Consider the following 23,735-nt stretch of genomic DNA (forward strand, 5'->3'; position numbering starts at 1 on the left):
AACAACATCCTTTTGAGAATAATATATTATTTTTTAAAACTTTGTTCTAACCCCATTTCTCTAATTTTGTCTAACCATTCATATATCATAGTTTGGCTATATTTAGGGTTTCCGTTTTCATCTTTTTCTTTTTCCATGGCAATAGCTAATAAAGCATATTCATTTTCTAAAGATGTACCAAAAACACCTTGATCATCTGTATTTATTGAAACAAACAATTGTGGACATTCTTTTATTATATCAAAATCAGTTTCTAAATGTAAATTGAAAAAATTCTTTATAGGGTGTTTGTGGTATTTATCTATAGTTCCTATTAAATAATTAGATGTTGGATTACATTCAATACCTATATTCTTTTGAACGATATAGTTTTGATATTCTTTTTGAATACTTGTTACTAGTTTTACATAAGCATCTGTAATTTCAAATTGCTTTATTTCTTTACCCTTCTTTTTTATTTCAGGATTAAAATGATATTGTAGATACAAAAATTTAGTTTTGCTATCATTTCTTATGTTTCCTCTTTTAGGATAAAAATGGTTAATTCTACATCTTTCCCAGTACGTGATGTTCGGAATATCTTCTATTTTTTCATGTATATCTTCTAAATATAAATATGGATCATCTCCTCTTAATTTCCAGGCATCAAAATATATTTCGTGCTTAAAATGTATGTTATTAAATTTAGAATCTTTATCAAAATAACATTGATAGACTTCTCTAAATAATGAGTCAAATAATTTTTCTAATTTATATATTTCACTGGTATGGTCATTTATATTATATTTTCTAACCTTTGCTAATAACCAAGCTATGTTATCTAATAGCATCTCTTTCGGAATCAATAATTTTCTTCCTTTAAAATCAAAATATTCTTTAACATCTATTCCTAGTGCCAATGCATGTCCTATTCTATCTCCTTGGCGAAATTTTAGAAATTTAATCGTTTCATCAATACATCTAATTCCATCTATAATATCGTAAAAATCCTCACCTGCATGATAAGTAGCATATAGTTTATTTTCTACAATCTCTTTCTTTAAATGATTGTATTTTCCATTTAACTTATGGTCTTTTAAATACCTAAAAGCTTGTGCAAAAACTTCTGGTCTTGCATTAAATTCAGACGAAGCAGCATCAATACCTCTAATAAGTTTTGCTTTCTTAGAATACGATTCTCTTAGTTGCACAATTGCTCTGGCTTGTTTTTTTACATCTTTCCTTAATTGATGATGCCTTGGTAATACTTCTTGAGCTAATTTATAGTTGGTATTCTTCTCTTTAAACTTAATAAAATGGACTGTATAAAAATGTTTTTCTTTATTTGCTTTATAAGTACCTAAAGCCTTTTTAGTAGGTATATTATAATGTGTCTCTTTTAATGCTTTTATATCACTATTAATTTGATATTTTTTTAAACTGTTATTAATGGCTAAAGCTGTATTTTTTGGTGTAATTCTAGTTTCAAAAGAAGTTATATTTTGAAACTTTGTACTATCATTAATAGCCATTTGTAATAAGGCTGTTTCATAAATACTATTATCTGGAATAAAGTATTCTTTTCTATCTTGATACGTAGAAAAATTAGCAAAACCAACCTTTTTATTGACTTGAATTAATTCTGACCTAAATTGATTTTTAATAGATATGTAGGCGTGTAATAATTTTTCTATTTTAAAGCTTTCTTTTTTTTCTGAATAAATATATTTGAAAGCTTTGTAGAGCAACTGCCTTTCTCCATACATTATAAAAGAACCTTTAAAGTTATTAATATGCATATCTTTAGTAATAGCATAATCTGCTACTTCCTGCTTTCCTTTATGATAAAACTCATACCCATAAAGTTTTTTCTTCTCGTTGATTTCAATTTGAATATTAGATAAATTCATTAATAGCTCAAAGGAATCATTTTTATTAGAATTCGGATATAATAAGTACTTAAAATCAGCTAAGTTAATTTCACTATTTTCATCTAATAAAAATTGAAATAACACCAGTCTTATTTTCGAAGCTTTATTAACAAGGACGTCTATTTCTTTATTTTGATTATGGAAAGAATGAGAAGTAGCTCCATTTAATTTTAGTCCTTTTTTTAACTTCTTAAACTTTTCAGTATGATGATTACTATTAATCGTATTCATTAAAGAAATCCAATTCAAATCAAAAACTGGAGCAGAGCCTTTTAAATGAAAATGATTTTCTGCAATCCCTTTATCTAATAACTTTTTAAGTCTATTATTGTTTGAAAAAGCAACGGTTCTCCAAGAAAAGAAATTTCTTTTTCTTTTAGAACGGTTATCCATGTATGCAAAATAAGAACACGTAAATAAATCTTCTCCTAAAGAAAAAGATAAATCTCGCCAACGCAATAAATGCTCATAACAAACAAAAGGTTCTTTGTCTCTTTCTATTAAAACTTGTTTATTAAAATGAGTTAATAAATTAAAAATTGACTTCTTACTACTTTTTCCTTGATACACATCTAGCAACCAATCTGAATCTAATTTGCTATACAAGTTTTCAATTTCATCAAAGCTATAATTATTAAAAAATGCCAAGCCTTGCTCTAAAAAACCCGTTTTAGAAAAAGTATCCTTTTCCAAACCATTACTATAGATATTCTGAAATATTAAATCAGGGCAAGTATTATTGAAAATTGCTTTTATGGATTTTCTAAGGTTATCCATTAGATTTTAAATTATTTAACAAATCACGTAAATCATTCTTTATTTCTTCAAGGTTATTATTATTTAAACTATTTCTAAGTTTCCAAAGCTCATTTAAAATTCTTTGATTAGGGGAATTTTTTGATTTAGCTAATTTATTGATTAATATAGCTAACTTCTTTTTTGTTAAACTAGGTAAAGAGTGTTTTATAAACCTATTAATTGTATTGAGATTTTCATTATCCAATTTATATAAACTTTTAATGCTCTTTTCTGATGAAAAATTAAATAATGAATCTAAAATTCCGTTTAAAACTGAATAGTTATCATTCCAATAATCAAAAAATGGATTATTGCATATATCTCTTAAATCAATGTTATATTTAATTGATAATTTCTCACTAATCTCTTTTAATCCATCATATAAATAGACATGTAATCTTTTTCCATAATTATCTCCTAAACTATCTTTACTACTGGAGTAATCACTCAATTTATTTAGTATTTCATCAAACAAGTTAATATTATATACTAAATAATAATCTTTGTTTAAATCAATATTCCATTGTTTTAAATTTAAATAAAAATTAGAATCTTTAATGTCTACTAAAATATTATGAGGAACATATTGCTTTATTAACTTGTCCGAATTATTTAAATTATTTAAAATAGAAATTGCACTAAATGTAACAGTTTCATACTTATTACCTGTCCTTTCTTTTATATCATCCGTTATATTATTGACATAATACTTATTGTCTTTACTTCCATAACCTATAAAATTTAAAAAATGAGTAAACCATAAATAAATTTCATTATAATTGTTATTATTTGGTGTAATTTCATTAATAAGATCAACTATATATTGATATAAATCTAGAGGAGATTTGTTAATTACAAAATAATCTCGTCGACCTAGACCTTTTGGTTTATCTCTAATTGTTGGAAAATATTTTATAGAATTATTTGTTAATCTATCATTTGTTAAAATTTGTAAATTTTCAATGTTAAAGTTATTTTTAAATAACTCTGTAAATCTAATAGAGTAATATATTTTTAAATAACTTACAAACTGTAAATTTTTAATATCTGTAACTAAAATATTACTTTTTATCTCTCTTAAAACAGATAAGACATCTCCAAAAGAAGCATTATAATATTTTTTTATTTTAGTCAACCTACTAATCTCATTTTCATCCTCGAACGTTGGGTCATAATCAGAATTAAATAATAATCCATTTTTATTTATGCCAATCCAGTTTAAAATAAATTGGTTTAATGTAGTATTAGAAGCCTTGTCTAATTCTTTAAAAAAATAAACTTCTTCTTGTGAAAGATTACTTCCTATTTCTTTATTTAAATAAGTCTTAAAAGAATTTATATTTGACTCCCTATAAATTAAAGTTATTGTATTGGTTAAATCTCTTAAAGTATTCGGAACAATTATATTTTTTTCAAACTTGTTTTTCGCAATTAAAATATTGGTTTTTCTATAAACCAAACCTAAAAAAGTATTTTCTATGGTCTGATTTTTAATATAATAAATCTTGTCTTTGTTAACTTTAACGTCTTTTGTATTTAATTCTTCTTTTAATTCAATTTCATATTGAGAATCATACAAATTCATTTTTTGAGTAGAAATATTATTTTCTATAAGAATTGGAGTATTAAATCTTCTTTCTAAAGGAAATAACTTGTCTAAATATTTATTAGATTTATTAGATATGTTTTCTGACAAGTATATATTAGCTTTTTCTCCATATTTAAAAATCATATCATACTCTTTTATGATTTCATTATTTATAGAATCTTGTAATTGTTCCATTTTAAATGCAATCAGAATAAGAACATTACTTTGAATTAAGAATTGACGAATGTCTTCTAACATTTCATAAGCTCCAGAAATGTTTAAATCAAAATCATCTATAGGAATCAATAAAAATCCCTTTTTATCTTTAGAATTATCAATTCCATACATGCAAAGTAGATATTCGTCTACTAATTTTTTAAAATTTTCTTTCAAGTTTGTTCCGAAAGCTAAATCACTTAAAGCCTCAATAGCTTCTTTTTCGTAAACATCAGACTTTCCGTTATGAACTACTTTAAGATTGTTAAATACCTTTTGAAACTGTTTTATTAAATCACGTTTGCGGTCATTTTTAATCGTATTTTCTTTCTTTAATTTCTTCTGAAACTTAGAAAACATTTTAGAAATTATAATTTCAAAAAGTTTATCTTCATTTCTAAATAAAGAAGGGTCTATAATATCTAAAGATTTTATTTTAGCTTTTTCAAGATTTGGAGTGGCACTCCAAAAAGTATCTTTAGACTTTTTGTTTTTTAAAGCATCAGCAAAAGAAATCATAGAAGAACTTTTACCTGTACCGCGTTCTCCTGTAAAAGCAATTACATTATTGTAATCATCGTTACTAATACTTTTTGTGCTAGAAACTGTATTTGCTTGTAAAATTATCTCTTCTACATTTTTTGTGGCTTGCGTATATACTTCTTTAAAAATAGATTTTTCAAAGTCCTCAGTTTTTTCTATTTTTATTTTATATTCTTCACCTATATTTATTTCTAATGCCATTTTTTACTTTTTTATTTTAACACACTAAACATTTTACAACTCCCCCTTAAAAGCCTGATCTAACAAACTACTTTTTAAGGATTTTAAATGATTTAATTTTTCCTGAATTGAGGTTTCTAAACTTTTAGTCTCTTCTTGAATTTGAACTATTCTTTTAATTTGTTTTTTCTGAATTGATAATTCAGGAACTGGTATTTTCCATTCTTCTAAAAAAGGTCTTGGAATCCTTTTTAATCCTCCAGCTCCTGTCATGTTTTCTTTACCTGTAACTCTTATTTGTTCGGTTAAAACAGAGAAGTAAATCCATTCTGGCAAAACGTTTTCTTTTGGTCTTAAAACGTGATATTCCGAAGAACCAAAACCAATACCATTGGTTAATTTTTTTGCTAAACCTGCTTTACCGTTTTCAAAACAAGGTGTTACTTTTGCCAAAATAATATCTCCATCTGCAAAATAGGTGTAGCCTTTATAAACTTCGCTAATCTTTTTAATTTCATTTGGAACGAAATTAATATCGTGCTCATTTAAATCTCTCATTGGTAAAAATGAAACTTCTAAATTGTCATCAAGATCCCTTACTTCTGACTTTTTGGGACCAAGAATACACACGTCTTTAAGCATTATATCTCCATCCGAATATATTTCATCCAAAACACTACCCATCAAAGCCTGCGTATGTGCAATATTTTCTTCTAACAAACCAATAGCTTTATCTATTTTGGCAAATAAACCATCTAATTTGGTAACAATACGTTGTTGTTCTGGTAATGGTGGAAGTGGGATTTTGATTTCTTTTATTCCTTTATAAGAAATTACTGGTTGAGCTGCTTGATTAGCTGTAGAGCCTAAATTATAATGTTCGAGGAATAATTTTAAAAACTGTTTATCAAACTCCTCAAAGTATTCAGAGATATAAAAAGCATTATCAGTTAACCATATCTTTTCTTTAATAAACCTTACGTTACCACATTTTGCTCCAACTCTTCCAATAATTATATTCTCTCCTTCTAAATTAAAATCTTCAGCATATCCAGTAATACCATTACCTCCAAAAACAGGAAATTCCTTATTTTCAGAAATATCTTTTCTTTTAATGAAATTTCCACTTCTAATTTTAAATAATTTATCAATTTGTATTTCTTCCCACTTACCCATCAATCAAGCTTTCAATTTGGTTCATTAATGTGTTTATTTCAGTATCGTTTTGCTTAATAGCATTTAACAACTCTTTTGGGCTTTGGTGTATTACTTCAACTACTTTGTGTGGGTTTTTGGCGCTAAGGTCATAGTATTTTATATCTGCAACGTTTACAGTCCAGTCGTTACATTCTTTACCAGTCTTAGCATTAGTTGCATTACGTTTTTTAGGGTTATGAAATAAGTGTACAAACTCTTTAATATGCTCGTAAGCAATCGGTTTGTTTTTGGTTAACTTGTAAGGTGGTGTAACGTCGTAATACCAAATGTTGTTGGTAGCACCTTTTCTATCAAAATATATAATATTGGTTTTTACACCACTATAGGGTAAAAACACACCAGATGGTAAACTTACTATGGTATGTACATTAAAGTTTTCTAGCAAGGTTTGTTTTACTTTGGTAAAGGCATTATTGGTTTGGAACAACACACCTTCTGGCACTACAATTGCTGCGCGACCTTCTAGTTTTAGCATTTTCATAAAATGCTGCATAAACAGTATTTCTGTCGCGTTACTTTCTACAGGAAAGTTTTGTTGTATTTGCTTTTTCTCTTTCCCGCCAAAAGGTGGATTTGCTAAAATAACATCGTGTCTGTCTTTTTCTTGATAATCGCGTATATTTTGGGTTAAGGTATTGCCTTTATATACGTTTGGACTTTCTATTCCGTGGAGAATCATATTCATCATACCCATAACGTAACCCAAACTGGTTTTTTCTTGCCCGAAGAAGGTGTCGTTTTGTATGGTTTCCCAATCTTTTGCAGAGAGTTTTTCTTTTTTATCTCCAGCAGTTAAAAAATCGAATGCTTCTACTAAAAAACCGCCAGAACCTACTGCACCATCATAAATGGTATCGCCAACTTTAATATCTGTAGTTTCTACCATAGCTTTAATAATGGCTCTTGGTGTGTAAAACTCACCAGAGTTTCCACCATCGCTTCCCATACTTTTTAGTAGGTTTTCGTATACTTGAGATAGCTCAAACAACTCATCACTACTTTGAAAGTCTAAGGCATCGATAATGTCTAAAACTTCACGCAAGGTATGTCCGCTTGCAATTCTGTTGTCTAAATATTCGAAAATTGCCCCTATTTTATAGGTTAGCGATTTAGGATTGTTTGTTGTTGCTTTAAATGCTTGTAAATAAGGGAAAAGGGTTTTGTTTACAAAATCGACTAAATCATCTCCTGTTAAGGCTCTCTTTACATCTAGTTTTCCATTTTCATCTTTTGGGCATGCCCATTGGTGCCAGCGTAAATCTTTGCGTAATACATAATTATAGTCTGTACCTTCTAAAAAGGCTTCGTCTGCTTTATTATCTTCGTAATCGTTTAAAAACTTTAGAAAAAGAATCCAAGATATTTGTTCTGTGTAGTGCATAGCACCAGAAATACCATCGTCTCTTCTTAAAATATCAGTAATTCTATCAATATTGTTTTGTATGCTCATTAATTGTTTATGTTTTCTTTTATGAGATTGCCACGTCGTGCCTCCTCACAATGACAGACGGAATTATCCTGCTCTGTATATATTTTCTTGTAATTTGTAATAGGCATTTAATAGTGTTTTCATATCTCCAAAGGCAGTTTTGGCATCTTTTGGAGTACCTAGTTTTAGTTTTACTAAATCGCCTAATTTATCTCGTTGTAATTCTTCGATACCATATTCTTCGTAATGCTTTAAAATAAACTCCAAAAAATCACGAGCCTCTAAGCTCTTATAAACTTCAAAAAATTCAGGTTCGTCTTTTACAAATTTCACCCTTTGTTTACGCGTCATTAAATTAGAATCAAATGAAATATGAGAAAGCACATCAAAGATATCGCAATCAGGAGATGCAATCATATTACGCAAATCGTTTAACTGTTCGTTATCAAAGCCTAAATCCCCTAATTTCATCAATAAATCTGCTCTTGTATCTGGGTTAGACCATATTTTACGCAAATGTGCTTCGTTTTTATAAATTGCTGGTAATTCACCCACCAATTTTTCTAAAAACTCTCTAGCAGTTAATGGTTTTCCGTTTTCATCAATATAACGCGTATCTATATCTGTTACTTTTAGTTGACGACCATTACTTAAGGAAATGATTAGTTTTTCTTTACGTTCGTATGGTTCTCCAGGTTCGTTCACTTTTGGTTTACGTGGTGGTTTTGGAGTTGTTTCTCCTCCAGATCCTTCTGTTGGTTCTTCTGGTTCTCCATCCCATTCTGCATCATAAAATAAATTGGTGGCTCCCACAAAATCGATTATAGTAAAAAAGTCTTTGCCTTCAAAAACTCTTGTTCCACGACCAATAATTTGTTTGAACTCTACCATAGAACCAATGGGAGCTGTTAAAATTATATTACGCACATTTCTAGCATCTACACCTGTAGTTAACATTTTAGAAGACGTTAATATTACAGGAATGTCTTTATCGTTATCTTGAAAATCTTCTAATAATTCTCTTCCGTGTTTTCCTTCATCACTGGTAACACGTACACAGTAATTGACGTCTGAAACAGTTTTGTATTTATTGATGTAATCTCTTAAATCTAAAGCATGATCTTGATTGGCACAAAACACAATACTTTTATCCATTTTACCTATTTGCTTTAAAATGGTTTGCGCTACTAACTCAATTCTTTGTTTTACTGTGATACTTTTGTTAAAATCATTAATTTCGTAACGATCTTTTGTAATTTCGCCTTGAAGAATTTTACTATCGTTTGTATGAATATATTCATCAATATTTGTTTTAACTCGCTTTACTTTATAAGGTGTTAAAAACCCATCTTGAATTCCGTCTTTTAAAGAGTATTCGTAAATAGGTTTTCCGAAATACTTATAAGTATCTACGTTGTCGTCTCGCTTAGGGGTTGCTGTTAATCCTAAATGAATGGCAGGTTTAAAGTGATCTAGAATAGCTCGCCAAGAACCTTCTTCGTTGGCACTACCTCTATGACATTCATCGATTACAATGAGATCGAAAAAATCACTTGGGTATTCTTTATAGAAACCACCAATATTTTCTCTCTCTGCAATGGCTTGATAAATGGCAAAAAAGATATATGCATTTGTAGGTACTACACCGTTTCGTTTCTTTACTTCTTCTCCATCAATTTTAATCACATCTTTTTCATAAGGATTGAATGTATTAATGGCTTGATCTGCCAATACATTTCTATCTGCTAGGAATAAAACTCTAGGTCTTCTATCATTTCCGCTTAAATTCCATTTTGCCTGCAGTAATTTATGTACAATTTGAAATGATATAAAAGTTTTTCCTGTACCAGTTGCTAATGTTAACAAAATTCTGTTTTCCTTGCCATCTGCAATGGTTTCCATTACTTTATTCACAGCGATTTCTTGATAATATCTTGGACCGAAATTACCCGTCAGTAAAAAAGGAATATTGTGAAGCTTTTCTTTTAATTCGTTTTTAGCTCCGAAAAGTCTGTTATATAATTCTTGAGGAGTTGGAAAATTATCTACATAATCTCCTTTTCCTTTACCCCTGTCAAATTCATAAATCTGCTTTCCATTGGTTGCATATACAAAATTGATCTTTAGTTTTTCTGCATAATCTAAGGCTTGTTGCAAACCTTTTGTTGGATGATCTCCAAACTTTTTTGCTTCAACGATTGCTAAATTTGTGTTATTGTATTTTAATAAGTAGTCTAAAAATAGTCGCTTACCTCTTTTATTTCCTAAAAGTTTTCTACCCTCTGTAAAGTAGTATTCACGTACTATATGAATCGATTCCCATTGATTTTCTGATAATTTAGGGTCTATAAAATTGGCACGAGTATCAGATTCTGATATGTTATTCTTGTTCATAAAACGTTCCACAATTTTTAGCAATTTTTTACTTATAACTACAAGTAAAGATGAAAGGTAAGAAAACTGCTCTAAATTAACAAAAAGAACTAAAAGAACTTAAATTTTATTATTGGCTGTTGGCTTTTGAATTCTTTTAAAAGAGTTTTGAGTGTTTAGTGTTGAGGGTTTATGGGAAGGGAGTGTTTAGTTTTGTTTTTATAACCGTTAATTACATAGAAGAATACAAATGTTAGAATTTAAATTTTAAAAGGTTAATGTGATGTCTAAATATATTACATTATTAGTATGCAAATCAAAATGTGGGATATGCCCCATTGCATTAGGTGGTAAGTTTTTAATTTGATGATACCTTTTTAAGTTGGATGCTAGTTTTAATATATCTCCCTTAGTTGCTGGTTTATTCTCTTCGGGAGTAAAAATATTTTTAGCTATTTCAACTATACCACTACCAATTGCTGAGTTCGCAACTCCTGAAACACTTATTTCATCTATTTTCACCTTACTATTCTCCTGCTCTTTTTTCTTTGTTTGCAGTTCTGTGGTTTTTTTTACTTCTCCTAGGTTTTTCAAACGATGAAATGAAACCCTGCAAGAATTACTGCAAAACTTTTGAACTCTTCTTCTTTTTGGTACGTATTTCTTTTTACAATACTCACATTTGTAGGTGTTCGTTTCCATATTTAAACGATTTATACGTTAACTATACGTACAATTAACGCATAATATACCGTTTATTAAAATTCTGATGACTAAAATTATTCTTTTTTTAGTTCAATTACACATAAAATTACTTAAAAATCTTGAACATTCACCCCAAAAACCTTTTCTAATAAATAGTTATCAACCTCCTTATTAGAGATTAACGGTTGTTTTTTTATTGTTGTTTTTTTGTTGACTTTTTGTTGATTTTTTGTTTGCTTACTTTTTTCGTATTCGAGAATTTTTGCCGACAAATGCTCTAAGCCTATGTTATGCCTCGTTTTATCTACACTAGGAAAATGATTTTCAATTGTCATTTGATGTTGCTCCAAATTGATTGCTTGATGTTCTATATATCCTTTATTTTTAATAAAAAGATCATCATTAACCTTTACAATATCCTTTTTTAATTCTTGTGTGATATAAACCCAAGAATCTACATGACTTTTATATTTATTTGCTAAAAAATGAAACTGCTCATTGCTTAAATTTTCTTTTGCATCAAGCAAATCAAACATATTACTTTCTAATAGTTTTGATTTGCCTATTAAGAATAGTAAGTTACTTTGCTCGGTTACTATAAAATTATAGCTCTTATTTTCTATCGCTAACATAAAACCTACAAATTTATCTAGCACTTGAAACTCTTCACTTTGCTTAAACACTTCCCCTGCACCTTTTGGTAAATAGACTAACATAGGGTACAACAACCTTTCAAAAAGTTTATCGAAAATAGCATTCGTAGTATTTTCTGTTTTCATCTATAGTGTTTCTATATTAAATAAATCAGAATAGTCTTCTGGTAAATCTGCTTCAATATCTCTTAAATATTTCTCTAAAGCAATCATTGTTTTATGTCCCGTTATTGGCATTAATTTACTTCTTGCCTCATATTCAGTCATTTCATTTTTAAGGTTATTGTACAGCCGTGTAACAGCAGTATGTCTAAAACTATATAGCCCATAATTTTCTTTTAAGTTGAATTGATTTTTAACAATCTTACTAAATCTTTTTGTAAAATGATCTCTTCTGTTATATTCATTAGCAATCCAATCTCCTCCAATTTTTTCCGGTGTAAATAAAAAATCATCCTGATTTAAATGAGATAAAACAGGTAATTTTTTAATTAATATTTCAGGAATGCGTTTTGTTTGCACTTTATTGGTCTTTGATTGAAATTGCATTGTTCTATTCTCTAAATCAATATCTTTTATTTTTAATCTTGATACTTCTAATGGTCTCATAAATCCATAGTAAATGAATTGGATATAGAGCAACAATAATGGATCTTCTTTTTCTAAATAGATGAAAATTTCTTTTTGTTGCTGATTGGTATATCTTTTATTTTTTTCTGGCTTAGTATTTAAAGTTTTAACCGTCTTTAAATAATTTTCCTTGACCAATTCGTTATTCTTCAAAACCTGAAAAACACTACTTAAATCTGATTTATAATTGTTTCTTGTCCTTGGGCTTGTTTTTAGTAAAATACTATTTAAGAAATCTAAAATATCTTTCCTTTTAATTTGATCTATGTACTTTTTCTTAGGTTGGTTTATTTCTAACCAACCTAAGAACTTTTTTATTTTTCTCTTATAATCATTAAGCGTTGTTTTGCTCACTTCCTTTTGCTTTAACTCTAAAGCAAAATCAAAAGCTTCAGAAAAAAACATTTTAGTTGTTTCACTTTCTTCCAAGGGTTTATCTTCATTCTTCCAGTTCTGATGTTGATTAAATAGAACTTGCTTTGATTCTGAATAAAGTAAATCAGTATTATCTTTCACAGTGATAACAACTTCTTTTAACTTATCGATAATTTGTTGCAATTGTTGTTCTCCATCTGTTGATAAATTGTTGACGATTTTTGGTTTTTCTTTATTTTCTTCTACAATAGGTTTAGATAAACTTTCTTTCTGCAAGTTTTGATATAATTGAGTATTATCCTCAAATGGATTATAACCTAGCTTTAAAAAATGAAGTAATCGTTTACGATAAATTTTCAAAACAAATAATCTAGCTTCTTTTGTTTTAAAAGAATTTACCCTGCCATAAATATTACTCATTCGCTTCATTTTACCTGTTTCAGGATTTCTAAATGAAAAATACACATACCAACGTTTGGATAGATCTCCATTTGCAGTGTTTATTTTGGGAATGGAATAAAGAGTTTTCTTTGACAAATTAGTTGCAATTTCAATGATTAAAGTAAAGATAAGAAATTGCTGAATATTACATACAAAAACAAAATTTAGAATTTTATTGTATACCAGATAAATAACATCAAGAACTAGAGTCGAATTAATGACCTTTAAAATAGCATTTAGTACAATTAATTGACTTATTTTCTATTCAAAATAATTTCTTAAAAAATCTTTTAAATGCATTTTTAAAATTACTAAATTGCATTAAGAAATTTACAATAATAATCTGGTCTAAACTGAACACGTTTTTGAACACGATTTTAAAATAAAAAAGGGTAAAATACTGATTAAAAGTACTTTAATTAGAATTCATAACCCTGAGGTCACGGGTTCAAATCCCGTTTTCGCTACAAGCTTAAAGCTAATTAAATCAACGAATTGTGTCTCACAATTCGTTTTTTTATGCCTTCCTTTTTCTTACTTATACAAAGAGTACACAATCGAGTACACGATTTACCTATGAAATTGAATTATTCTGAGCCAAAAATCTATTTTTTTTATCTAATACAAAAATGTAATACAATCAAACACAGTATTACAATATTGTATTTTTTTACATCTAACACCTTTTTAATCAGCAGTAAAAAACATCAGAAATGATATTTTTATTTAATTTTAGTTGATACTAATTAAATTTAGATTTTATTGTTTTTTTTACTTTTCCAAGACTAGAAAAAATCATCTTAAAATAAAATGAATTATCGTTTTCAATTAATATTTTATCATACCAAATATCTCTATCATAGTAAGGTAACAAACCATTTGAGCCTGATATTAAAACTATTTTATACCAAGTAATATTATCATCAACTTTAGTTTTAAGCTTATTTTTTTTGGATCTACTGCTAATCCCAAACACCTTTACCAACTTTTTTTTCTGACCTAGATCCACTTTTTATAAATTCTGTTTGACAAGACCTTCTTCATTTAATTTAACTGAGCAACAACTCCATGAGTTGTTAAAGTAGATTCAGCTAAAAATAAAGTTAGTTTTGTTAATTTTATTTTTCTTTAAACTTCTATAATTAAACTAAATAGACATATATAAAAACAAAATATAATTAATCTAAAAAATATCTAGAACTAAATAAATTTATAAATAAGGTTATACAATTTAATAAATTGGGTAAAATTCTAATTACAAAAAAAACACTGCTATTAATTATAATTCTAAATTACGCAATATACAAGTTAATTAAATACTTATTTCCTAAATATTAACTATTTTTAGTATAAAATTCTAAAAACTAGATAGAAATTTAATTTTCATCTATTTTTTAACTTTAAGTTTCCCCAACAACAATAAGTTATGAATTATAATCAAATACTTACCTTGTTTATACAAGGTACAACAGTTGCTATAGTAATACTTTTTTTATTTAGACTTAGAAAAAAATTAGGCCTAGGTGTTTTATATGCCTGTTTAGGTTTGTTTCAGTTTGTACAAGTAATGGTATTTATTTTAAATACTGTTTTTGATTCAAAAACAAGTAATTTTCTAGTTTCACCTGGTTCATCAGTTTTTATTACTATTACACTTTTCAGTTTGCTTATCATCTACATAAAAGAAGATGCTCAAGAAACTAAAAAAATGATATATGCTATACTTGTTGTTAATGTATTAATATCATTAGTACTACTTGCTTTTGGTTGGAATATAAAAGAAGCATATTTAGAAAACTCACTATCAACACCTAATCATTTTATATTTTCTCCTAGAATTTTAATTTTTGGAAATATTGCATTGCTTATAGATTCATTATTATTAATAATAATTTTTGAATACATTTCTAAGAAAACAAAATTTTTATATGTACAAATTCTTATAACAATGCTTATTGTTGTAAGTTTAGACACCATACTTTTCTCTGTTACAACTTTCTGGAATTTAGAAAACCTAACCTCTATTATTACATCTAATTTAATAGCAAAAAATAGTTTTGCATTCTATTACAGTATTCTATTTTATTTCTATTTAAGATATTTAGATCATACTGATAAAGATTTAGTCTATTTTAATATTAAAAATGTTTTTAAGCCTCTTAGTTATAAACAAAAGTTTGAAACTGCTCTAAGTAGTATTAAAAAAAGCGAAGAAATGTATCGCTTAATAACAGACAACTCTACAGATGTTATTTGTTTACTTGATTTGGATGGTAAATATAAATACGTAAGTCCTTCTATAAAAAGTGTTTTAGGTTATAATCAATCTGATTTTATAGACGAAAATATATTTAATATTGTACATGTAGACGATGTAAAGCAGCTTAAAGAAAATATAATTAACTTTAAAAACACTAATAATATTTTTATCTTTAGGTTGCTTCATAAAAAAGGGTTTTATGCTTGGATAGAACTCACGATATCACCTATTTATAAAAACAAAAAGCTAACTTCTTTTGTTTCATCTGCAAGAAATGTTTCAGAGAGAGTTATTGCAAACAACCAATTTAAGAACTCTTTAAAACTTTTAGAAAAAAGAGAAAATTTATTAACTGAATCTAGTAAGATAGGTAAAATAGGTTTTATAGAATTTGATACTATAACCAATAGCTACAGTTGGTCAGATTATTTATTTACAATTTTTGGATTAGAAATTGGTTCTAAAATTCCGTCACAAGAAGAACTTATTAATTATTATGAAGAAGAATCTAAAATTGAATTGAAAAAATGCATAAAAAATCTTGAGTTAAATGGTACTCCTTTCGATATCGATTTAAAAATTATAAATGCAAAAAAAGAAGAGCTTTGGTTAAGAACAAAAATAGAACCTGTATTTAATGAACAAAATAAAGTTATAGGAAGAAGAGGAATTTCGCAAGATATTACGAAGTATAAAAACGCCCAATTAACTTTAGAAAAAAATGATTATTCTTTAAAAGAATCTAGCAGAATTGCTAAAATTGGTTATTGGGAGTATGATATAAAGTCTGATTGTTTTACTTGGTCTGACTATGTTTACAAGCTTTATGGCTTAAATGATAAAGATATAATTCCGTCAAGAAATAAAATTATGTCTTTTTATGATAAAGTTTCTAGTGAAAAGTATGAAATAGCCACCAAAAACCTTTTAAATAATGGTGTTCCTTTTGATTTAGAATTAAGAATAATAAATGCAAAAAAAGAAGAAGTTTGGGTTAGAGTTGTTGTTCAACTTATTTATAATGAAAAAAATGAAGTTACTGGAAGAAGAGGTATCATTCAAAATATAACAGATGCTAAAAAAATAAACCTACAATTAGAAAAATCTAATTTAGAAATTAAAGAATCTATAAAACTAATAGAACAAAAAGAACAATCTTTAAAAGAAACAAGAATTATTGCCAAAGTTGGTTATTCTAAATATCTATTTAAAACAGATAGCTTTATATGGTCTGATTACGTATATAAAATTTTTGGTTTAGACCCAAAAAATAAAATTCCAGAACGTAGTAAATTATTAGCTTTATACGATGATGAATCTTTAAAAAAACTACAAAAAGCTACAAAAAAATTAGATAAAGATGGTGTTCCTTATGACTTAGAGTTAAAACTAACTAACACTAAAAAAGAAGAAATCTGGGTACGAGTAGTTGCTCACCTTATTTACAATGAGAAAAAAGAACTTATAGGCAGAAGTGGTGTTTTCAGAGATATTACAGAAGCTAAAAACAATCAACTTAAACTAGAAACATATTTAAAGCAATTAGAAACCAAAGATGCAGATTTAAAAGAATCGAATAGAATTGCTAATATTGGTTATTGGGAGTATTATTTCGAAAACGATAAAATTACTTCCTCTTATTATACTTATAAAATTTTTGGTTTAGACCCTAACAAAGAAATTCCTAGTCGTAAAGAATTAAAGAAACTATATAATGCAGATGACTTAATAAAGTTAACAATAGCTACTAAAAAATTAATGCTTGATGGTATACCTTACGATATTGAATTAAAATTAAATAACTTTAAAAACGAAGAAATTTGGACAAGAAATATTGTTCAACCAATTTACGATAGCAAAAATAAAATTATTGGTCGTAGAGGAGTAATACAAAACATTACAGCCTATAAAAAAACACAAATTGCTTTAGAAAACTCTTTACAACTTTTAGAAAAGAAAGAATTATCTCTTAAAGATTCTAGTAAAATGGCAGGTATTGGCTATATAGAATACGATTATACTACCTCTAAATACACAGATTACTCAGAATATATTTACACACTTTTTGGAATAACACCTGGTGAAGAATTAAAACCTGAAGACAAAGTCTTAATTTATTTTGATAATGAATCAAAGCAAAAGTTTAAAAAAGCACTAGAAGATGTAAAGAATGGATTAATAACAGATATTGAACTTAAAGGTAAAAACAGAAAACAAGAAGAAATCTGGATTAGAAGTGTATCAAGTCCAATTTATAATGATAGTAAAGAAGTTATTAAAAGAAGAATTGTTATACAAGACATAAAAACTTATAAATTAACGCAGCAAGAACTACAACAATCTTTACATCTACTAAAGAAAAAAGATTTATCATTAGAAGATTCTAGCAAAATTGCAGGTGTTGGTTTTATAGAATACAGTTATTTAACAGACTCATACACAACCACAGAACATGTATACAAAATTTTTGGTTTTGATTTAGGTACTAATGCAACACAAAAAGAAATTACACCATTTTTTGATAAAGAATCACAAATAAAATATATACAAGCTTTACAAGACCTTAAAGAAAAAGGCTTAAACTACGATTTAGAGTTAAAAGGAATAAATAAGAAAAATGAAGAAATTTGGATAAGAAGTGTATCTAGCCCTTTATATAATGATGATGGAACCGAATTAATTGGTAGAAGAATTGTAATTCAAGACATTAGAAATTATAAAAATATTCAGTTAGAATTAGAAAAATCCAAACAAGAAATTCAAAATTCATTAGATTTAATTAAAAACAAAGATCAAGCATTAACAGAATCTAATAGAATTGCAAAAATTGGTTATTGGGAATATGACATTATTAACGACTCTTATAGCTGTTCAGATTATGTTTATGAAGTTTTTGGCTTAGATCCTAATAAAAAAACTCCTCCTCGTAAAGAAATATTAAAATTTTACGATCAAGAATCTCAAGAAAAACTAGAAGCTGCTACCTTAGAATTAAATACTCATGGTGTACCTTATGATATTGAACTTAAATTAAGAAACACAAATAATGAAGAAGTCTGGACAAGAAACATAGTGCATCTTGTTTTTAATAACAAAAACGAAGTTATTGCCAGAAAAGGTTTAGTACAGAATATTTCAGCTTACAGAAAAGCGCAAATTGAAATTAAAAACTCACTGACCCTTTTAGAAAAACAAGATTATTCATTAAAAGAATCTAGTAGAATTGCTAAAATTGGTTTTGTAGATTATAACAGTATAACAGAAAAATATACTTGGTCAGATTATACTTATGCTATTTTTGGTTTAAAAACAACAGATCAAATTCCATCTCCAGAAAAAATATCAAGTTATTTTGATAAAGAATCTCAAGAAAAATTAAAAAAAGTATTTTATGATATTAACAAAAAAGGATTAGCTACAGACATAGAATTAAAAGGTAAAAATAAAAATAATGAAACCTTTTGGATAAGGCAAGTAGCACAACCTGTTTACAATGAACATAAAGTAATGGTTGGTAGAAGAGCTTTATTACAAGATATTACTGCCTATAAAACAAATCAACTACAATTAGAAATAACTAAAGAAGAAATTCAACACTCATTATCATTATTAGAAAAAAGAAAATTTTCTATGGATGAAGCTAGTAAAGTGGCTAAAATGGGATATTTTGATTATCATATTGCTACAGATAGCTTTATTTGGTCAGAACATTTGTATAAAATATATGGTTTAGATCCTAAAAAACCAGTTCCTTCTAGAGAAGTAGTTTTTAAAATGACTGATAAAGATTCTTTACCAATTATAAAAAAAGCCACTGTAGATTTAAACACTAAAGGAATTCCTTACGATATTGAAATAAAAATACTAAATAAGACAACGAAAAATTATGTATGGGTAAGACTCGTAGCACAACCCGTTTATAATAAAAACAATAAAATTATAGGAAGAAGAGGTGTAGCACAAGATATTACCCTACAAAAAAACACTCAAATAGAACTAGAAGAAAAAAACAAAAAAATTAATGAAACACTTAAACTATTAGAAAGAAATGAATATTCTAAAAACGAAACTAGTAAAGTAGCTAAAATTGGTTATCATGAGTATTATAACACAACAAAATCTTTTTATTGGTCAGATTATATGTATACACTTTTTGGTGTAGACCCAAGTCAAAAAATACCTTCAAGACCTGAACTTGTTTCTCTATTTTATGAAAAATCTAAACTAAAAGTAAAAAAAGCTACTGAAAATTTAGAAACCTATGGCTTACCTTACGATTTAGAATTAAAACTAGTTAATTTTAAAAGAGAAATTATTTGGATTAGAATGTCTAATCAACCAATATACAATGAAAGTAATAGTAAAATTATTGGTAGAAGAGGTGTTGCACAAAATATTACTTTAAGAAAGCTAATAGAAGAAGAACATTTAAAAGTTAAAAACGATTATATTAGATTATTTGAAAATGCTACTATTTCTATATGGAACGAAGATTTAACTTTATTGTACAAAGAAATAGATAAACTAAAAAAACAAAATATAACAAACATTGGTAAATACTTAGAAGAAAAACCAGATGTACTAAATAGACTTTTAGAAAAAATAAAAATAAATTACGTTAATAAAGCAACATTAAAATTATTTAAAGCTAGTAATCAAAATGAGTTTTTTAAAAATATCCATTTATCTTTTGGTAAAGGTGCTGATAAAGTTTTCACAAAACTTATAGAAGCTATTTGGTTTAATTTAGATACGTTTTATTCTGAAGTAAATTACAAAACTTTAAAAGGCGATGAGTTTACTGCAATAGTATCTGTAGCAATACCAAAAACACTTAAAGAACAAAAAACAGTACCTGTAAGTATACAAAGTATTCAAAAGATTAAAGATGTAGAGTTAGCTTTAAAAGATTCATTAAAAAACTTAAATGAAGCACAAAAATTAGGTCATATAGGTAATTGGGAATTAAACACAATAACAGAAGAATTTACTTGGTCTGATGAGGTATATAATCTTTTTGATTTTAACCCAGAGAATGGACTTCCTAAAAAAGAAGATATTTTAAAAAAAATTCATCCAGATGATATTAAGTTTCATAATAAAAAATTAGAGAATGCTATAAAATATGGCAATCCTTTTAATATTGAAATTAGATTTATAATTTCGGGTATTTCAGAAAAAACTATAAAAATTATTTGTGAACCAATAAAAGATAACGAAGGCAAAGTAATCTGTTTAAAAGGTGTTAACCAAGACATTACTAAACAAAAAAAGATACAAAAAGAACTAGAAAACAAAAATAAAGAACTTAAACAATCTTTAGAGTTATTAGAAATAAGTGAACACTCTAGAAACGAAGTAAGTAAAATAGCAAAAATAGGATACCAAGACTATAACTCTATTACAAACTCACATAAATGGTCAGATTATTTTTATGAAATTTTAGGTTTTAACCCTAAATATGGTATACCAAATACTAGCGAAATTGTAAAAGCTTTTCATAACGAATCTCAAATTAAAATGAGTAAAGCAATTTATAATTTAGATAACAAAGGTACACCTTGTGATATTGAGTTAGAATTAATCAACAAAAAACTAGGTAATATTTGGTTAAGATTTGTAGGCCAATCAGTATTTAGTAGCAATAACGAAATTATTGGTAAAAGAGGTATAATACAAAATATTACTGAACAAAAAATAAAACAAAAAAAGTTAGATGAGCAAAACGAAACACTTTTTAATTTAAATAATATTTTAAATGAAGCTCAAAAGATTTCTAAAATAGGAAACTGGCAGTACAATAAAACATCCAATTCAATAACTTGGTCCAACGAATTGTTTAGCATTTTTGAACGCTCTCGTTTATTAGGCCCACCTAAAGATTATTCAGATTTCTTATCTTATTATACAGATAATAGTAAATCTAATTTAGATATTGCAATACAGAAATGTATAACACAAAAAACCTCTTTTAATTTAGAATTAAATATTTATAATACTTTCGGAAGTTTAAAACATATAAATATTAAAGGTAAAGTATTGTTTGATGGGTATAAAATTTTAGGTTGTTATGGTACCATACAAGATATTACAGAACAAAAAAAAATTTTAGATGAAATTGAAAAAACACAAGAAAAATATCGTTTGGTTACAGAAAATTCAAATGATTTAATCTGTTTACATGATATTAATGGAGTTTTATTATATCTTAGTCCATCTGTAAAACCTTTATTAGGTTATGATAATTTAAAACAATATGATAAACCTTTATATAACATTATACATCATAATGAATTAGAAAATTTTAAAAATCATATTAAAAATACGAGTATTAATAATAAGTATAAAAAACCAATTAGCTTTAGAGCAAAACATATAGATGGTCATTTTGTTTGGTTTGAAGCTTTATCATCAGCAGCATATAAAGAAGGGCAAATTACATTTTTTATAACAATTGCCAGAGATATTACAGAATCTGTATTAGCAAAAAGAGAAATAGAAGAATATCAAGAATCGCTTCAAAAGTTAACTACAGAAATAACATTAGTAGAAGAAAATCAAAAGAAAGAAATTGCTACCAATATTCACGACCATTTAAGTCAAGCTCTAGTAATTTCTAATATGAAAATAAAAGAACTACAAAGAAAACCTGAATTAAAAAGTATAGATGAAGAATTACACTTTGTAGAAGATCATATTACAGATGCTTTGGCTAATAGTCGTAGAATAACGTCTGAGCTTTCACCTCCTATTTTATACCAATTAGGTATTATAGAAGCTTTATATTGGTTGTTAGAAAACATAGAAACCAAACATAAAATTAAGTGCGAAATTAATGAAGATGAAGAACATATAAAACTAAACGAAATTAGTTCTATATTGCTTTATAGAAGCATACAAGAAATATTAAATAATGCTATAAAATACGCCAAAGCAACATTAATAACAATTAATATTCTTAAAAAGAACCAAGGGTTAGACATCGTAATAAAAGACAATGGTATAGGTTTTAATATAAATAAATTAAATAACTTTCGTAACAGTAATGGTTCTGGTTTTGGTTTATTTACAGTACAAGAACGTATCAAAAATATAAAAGGAAAATTTAAAATAACATCAGAAATTAACAAAGGAACATCTGTTAATATCTACATCCCTCTCAAAGATGAATAATTTAAACACAATTAAAATAATACTAGCAGATGACCATAAACTATTAAGAGATGGCCTAAGAAATATTATTGAACAAAAATCTCATATGCAAATAATTGGTGAAGCTGCTGATGGTAGAGAGGTCATAAAATTATGTACAAAACTAAAACCAGATGTTATTGTAATGGATGTTTCTATGCCTGGCTTAAATGGTGTTGAAGCTACAAAACAAATAAATAAGCAGCATCCAGACATAAAAATTATTGGGCTTTCTATGTATTCTAGTAAACAATTTATACAAGGCATGTTTAAAGCTGGTGCATTTGGTTACCTTTTAAAAGACGGCAGTTCAGATGAATTAGTAACAGCAATATGCACAGTTACAGAAAATAGAAGATACTTATCTAAACATTTAGACCAAGAGTTACTTGTTTTATTAAAAAAAGGTAAATCTTTAGATAATGTAGAACTTAGCTCAAGAGAAAAAGAAGTTTTACAATTAATTGCAGAAGGAAAATCATCAAAAGATATAGGAGAAATATTATTTTTAAGCTCTAAAACTATAGACGTTCATAGAAATAATATAATGAAAAAATTAGATCTACATTCTATACCAGAATTAACCAAATACGCCATACAAAAGGGATTAACGTCTTTAGATTTATAAAAAACTAGATTTATTTTTGGGGGGATATAAATCTAGTTTTTAGTACAAAAAAATTTTAAATTGATTTATTTATTTGGGGGGATAAAATAAACCTATAAAAAATTATTAATCGTTAATGTCTTTACACGATTCAAATATATATTAGAAAATAAAAATAATCTATAAGCAATTTTCTTATTTTTAAAATTCATAACTTTTTTAAAATTATAATCAATAAAATCTTAGTCTAAGTAAATTAATATACTTTTTTAGAACTTATAAAGTATATAGTAGTTGAAGAATAAATTATCTATTAAAATAGAAAAACTAGATTTATTGGGGGACTATAAATCTAGTTTTATAACAATTACATTAAATATATTTCTAAATTTTACTAATTTTTTGGGGGGAGTATAAATAAATTTATAAAAAAATTAATAATCGTTATCATATTTTCACAAGTCAAAGATAAAGTAGAAAACAAAAATAATCTATAAGCAATTTTCTTATTTTAAGAAATATTTAATAAAAACATACTTAAATAGTTAGTACTATTAATTAAGCATTTCACCTAATAACTTAAACAATAATTTAACTTATTTTTGATATCCAACTAAA

10 protein-coding genes are annotated in these 23,735 nt (G+C 26.7%); 2 read left to right on the forward strand and 8 right to left on the reverse strand.

Annotation, left to right across the window (positions count from 1 at the left end):
* Window positions 1-26 precede the first annotated feature (26 nt).
* The 8 genes from KO506_RS12690 to KO506_RS12725 all read right to left on the reverse strand — a co-directional run bounded on the left by KO506_RS12690 (window position 27) and on the right by KO506_RS12725 (window position 13,155).
* The gene (locus KO506_RS12690) at window positions 27-2,687 is read right to left on the reverse strand and encodes a hypothetical protein (protein WP_215995291.1); all 2,661 of its coding nucleotides are present in this window, start codon (window positions 2,685-2,687) and stop codon (window positions 27-29) included.
* Window positions 2,680-5,256, reverse strand: coding sequence for a hypothetical protein (locus tag KO506_RS12695; RefSeq protein WP_215995292.1), 2,577 nt, complete (start codon window positions 5,254-5,256; stop codon window positions 2,680-2,682). Before KO506_RS12695 ends, KO506_RS12690 begins: the two co-directional genes overlap by 8 nt.
* A 33-nt stretch (window positions 5,257-5,289) precedes the next feature.
* Window positions 5,290-6,411 carry a restriction endonuclease subunit S gene (locus KO506_RS12700; protein ID WP_215995293.1) on the reverse strand — a complete coding sequence of 374 codons (1,122 nt, stop codon included), beginning with the start codon at window positions 6,409-6,411 and terminating at the stop codon, window positions 5,290-5,292.
* Window positions 6,404-7,903 carry an HsdM family class I SAM-dependent methyltransferase gene (locus KO506_RS12705; protein WP_215995294.1) on the reverse strand — a complete coding sequence of 500 codons (1,500 nt, stop codon included), beginning with the start codon at window positions 7,901-7,903 and terminating at the stop codon, window positions 6,404-6,406. The genes KO506_RS12700 and KO506_RS12705 overlap by 8 nt, the downstream gene beginning before the upstream one ends.
* 63 nt (window positions 7,904-7,966) lie before the next feature.
* Window positions 7,967-10,276 (reverse strand): EcoAI/FtnUII family type I restriction enzme subunit R, encoded by a 2,310-nt coding sequence (gene hsdR / locus KO506_RS12710; RefSeq protein ID WP_215995295.1) that lies wholly within the window; start codon window positions 10,274-10,276, stop codon window positions 7,967-7,969.
* A gap of 246 nt (window positions 10,277-10,522) precedes the next feature.
* Window positions 10,523-10,957 (reverse strand): hypothetical protein, encoded by a 435-nt coding sequence (locus tag KO506_RS12715; protein WP_215995296.1) that lies wholly within the window; start codon window positions 10,955-10,957, stop codon window positions 10,523-10,525.
* A gap of 113 nt (window positions 10,958-11,070) precedes the next feature.
* Window positions 11,071-11,739: a hypothetical protein gene (locus tag KO506_RS12720; RefSeq protein WP_215995297.1), complete on the reverse strand. Its 669-nt coding sequence runs from the start codon at window positions 11,737-11,739 to the stop codon at window positions 11,071-11,073.
* The gene (locus KO506_RS12725; RefSeq protein WP_215995298.1) at window positions 11,740-13,155 is read right to left on the reverse strand and encodes a tyrosine-type recombinase/integrase; all 1,416 of its coding nucleotides are present in this window, start codon (window positions 13,153-13,155) and stop codon (window positions 11,740-11,742) included.
* A 1,330-nt stretch (window positions 13,156-14,485) separates the two neighbouring features.
* On the opposite strand from KO506_RS12725, the gene KO506_RS12730 reads away from it, so the two are divergent.
* Together KO506_RS12730 and KO506_RS12735 are read left to right on the forward strand one after the other, a co-directional pair.
* A complete protein-coding gene (locus KO506_RS12730) occupies window positions 14,486-22,492 on the forward strand; it encodes a PAS domain-containing protein (RefSeq protein WP_215995299.1) in 8,007 nt (2,668 codons plus the stop codon).
* Window positions 22,485-23,138 carry a response regulator gene (locus KO506_RS12735; protein ID WP_215995300.1) on the forward strand — a complete coding sequence of 218 codons (654 nt, stop codon included), beginning with the start codon at window positions 22,485-22,487 and terminating at the stop codon, window positions 23,136-23,138. Before KO506_RS12730 ends, KO506_RS12735 begins: the two co-directional genes overlap by 8 nt.
* The last annotated feature ends 597 nt before the right edge of the window (window positions 23,139-23,735 follow it).

The sequence above is a fragment of the Polaribacter vadi genome, from assembly GCF_018861005.1.
In the GTDB taxonomy this organism is placed as follows: domain Bacteria; phylum Bacteroidota; class Bacteroidia; order Flavobacteriales; family Flavobacteriaceae; genus Polaribacter; species Polaribacter vadi_A.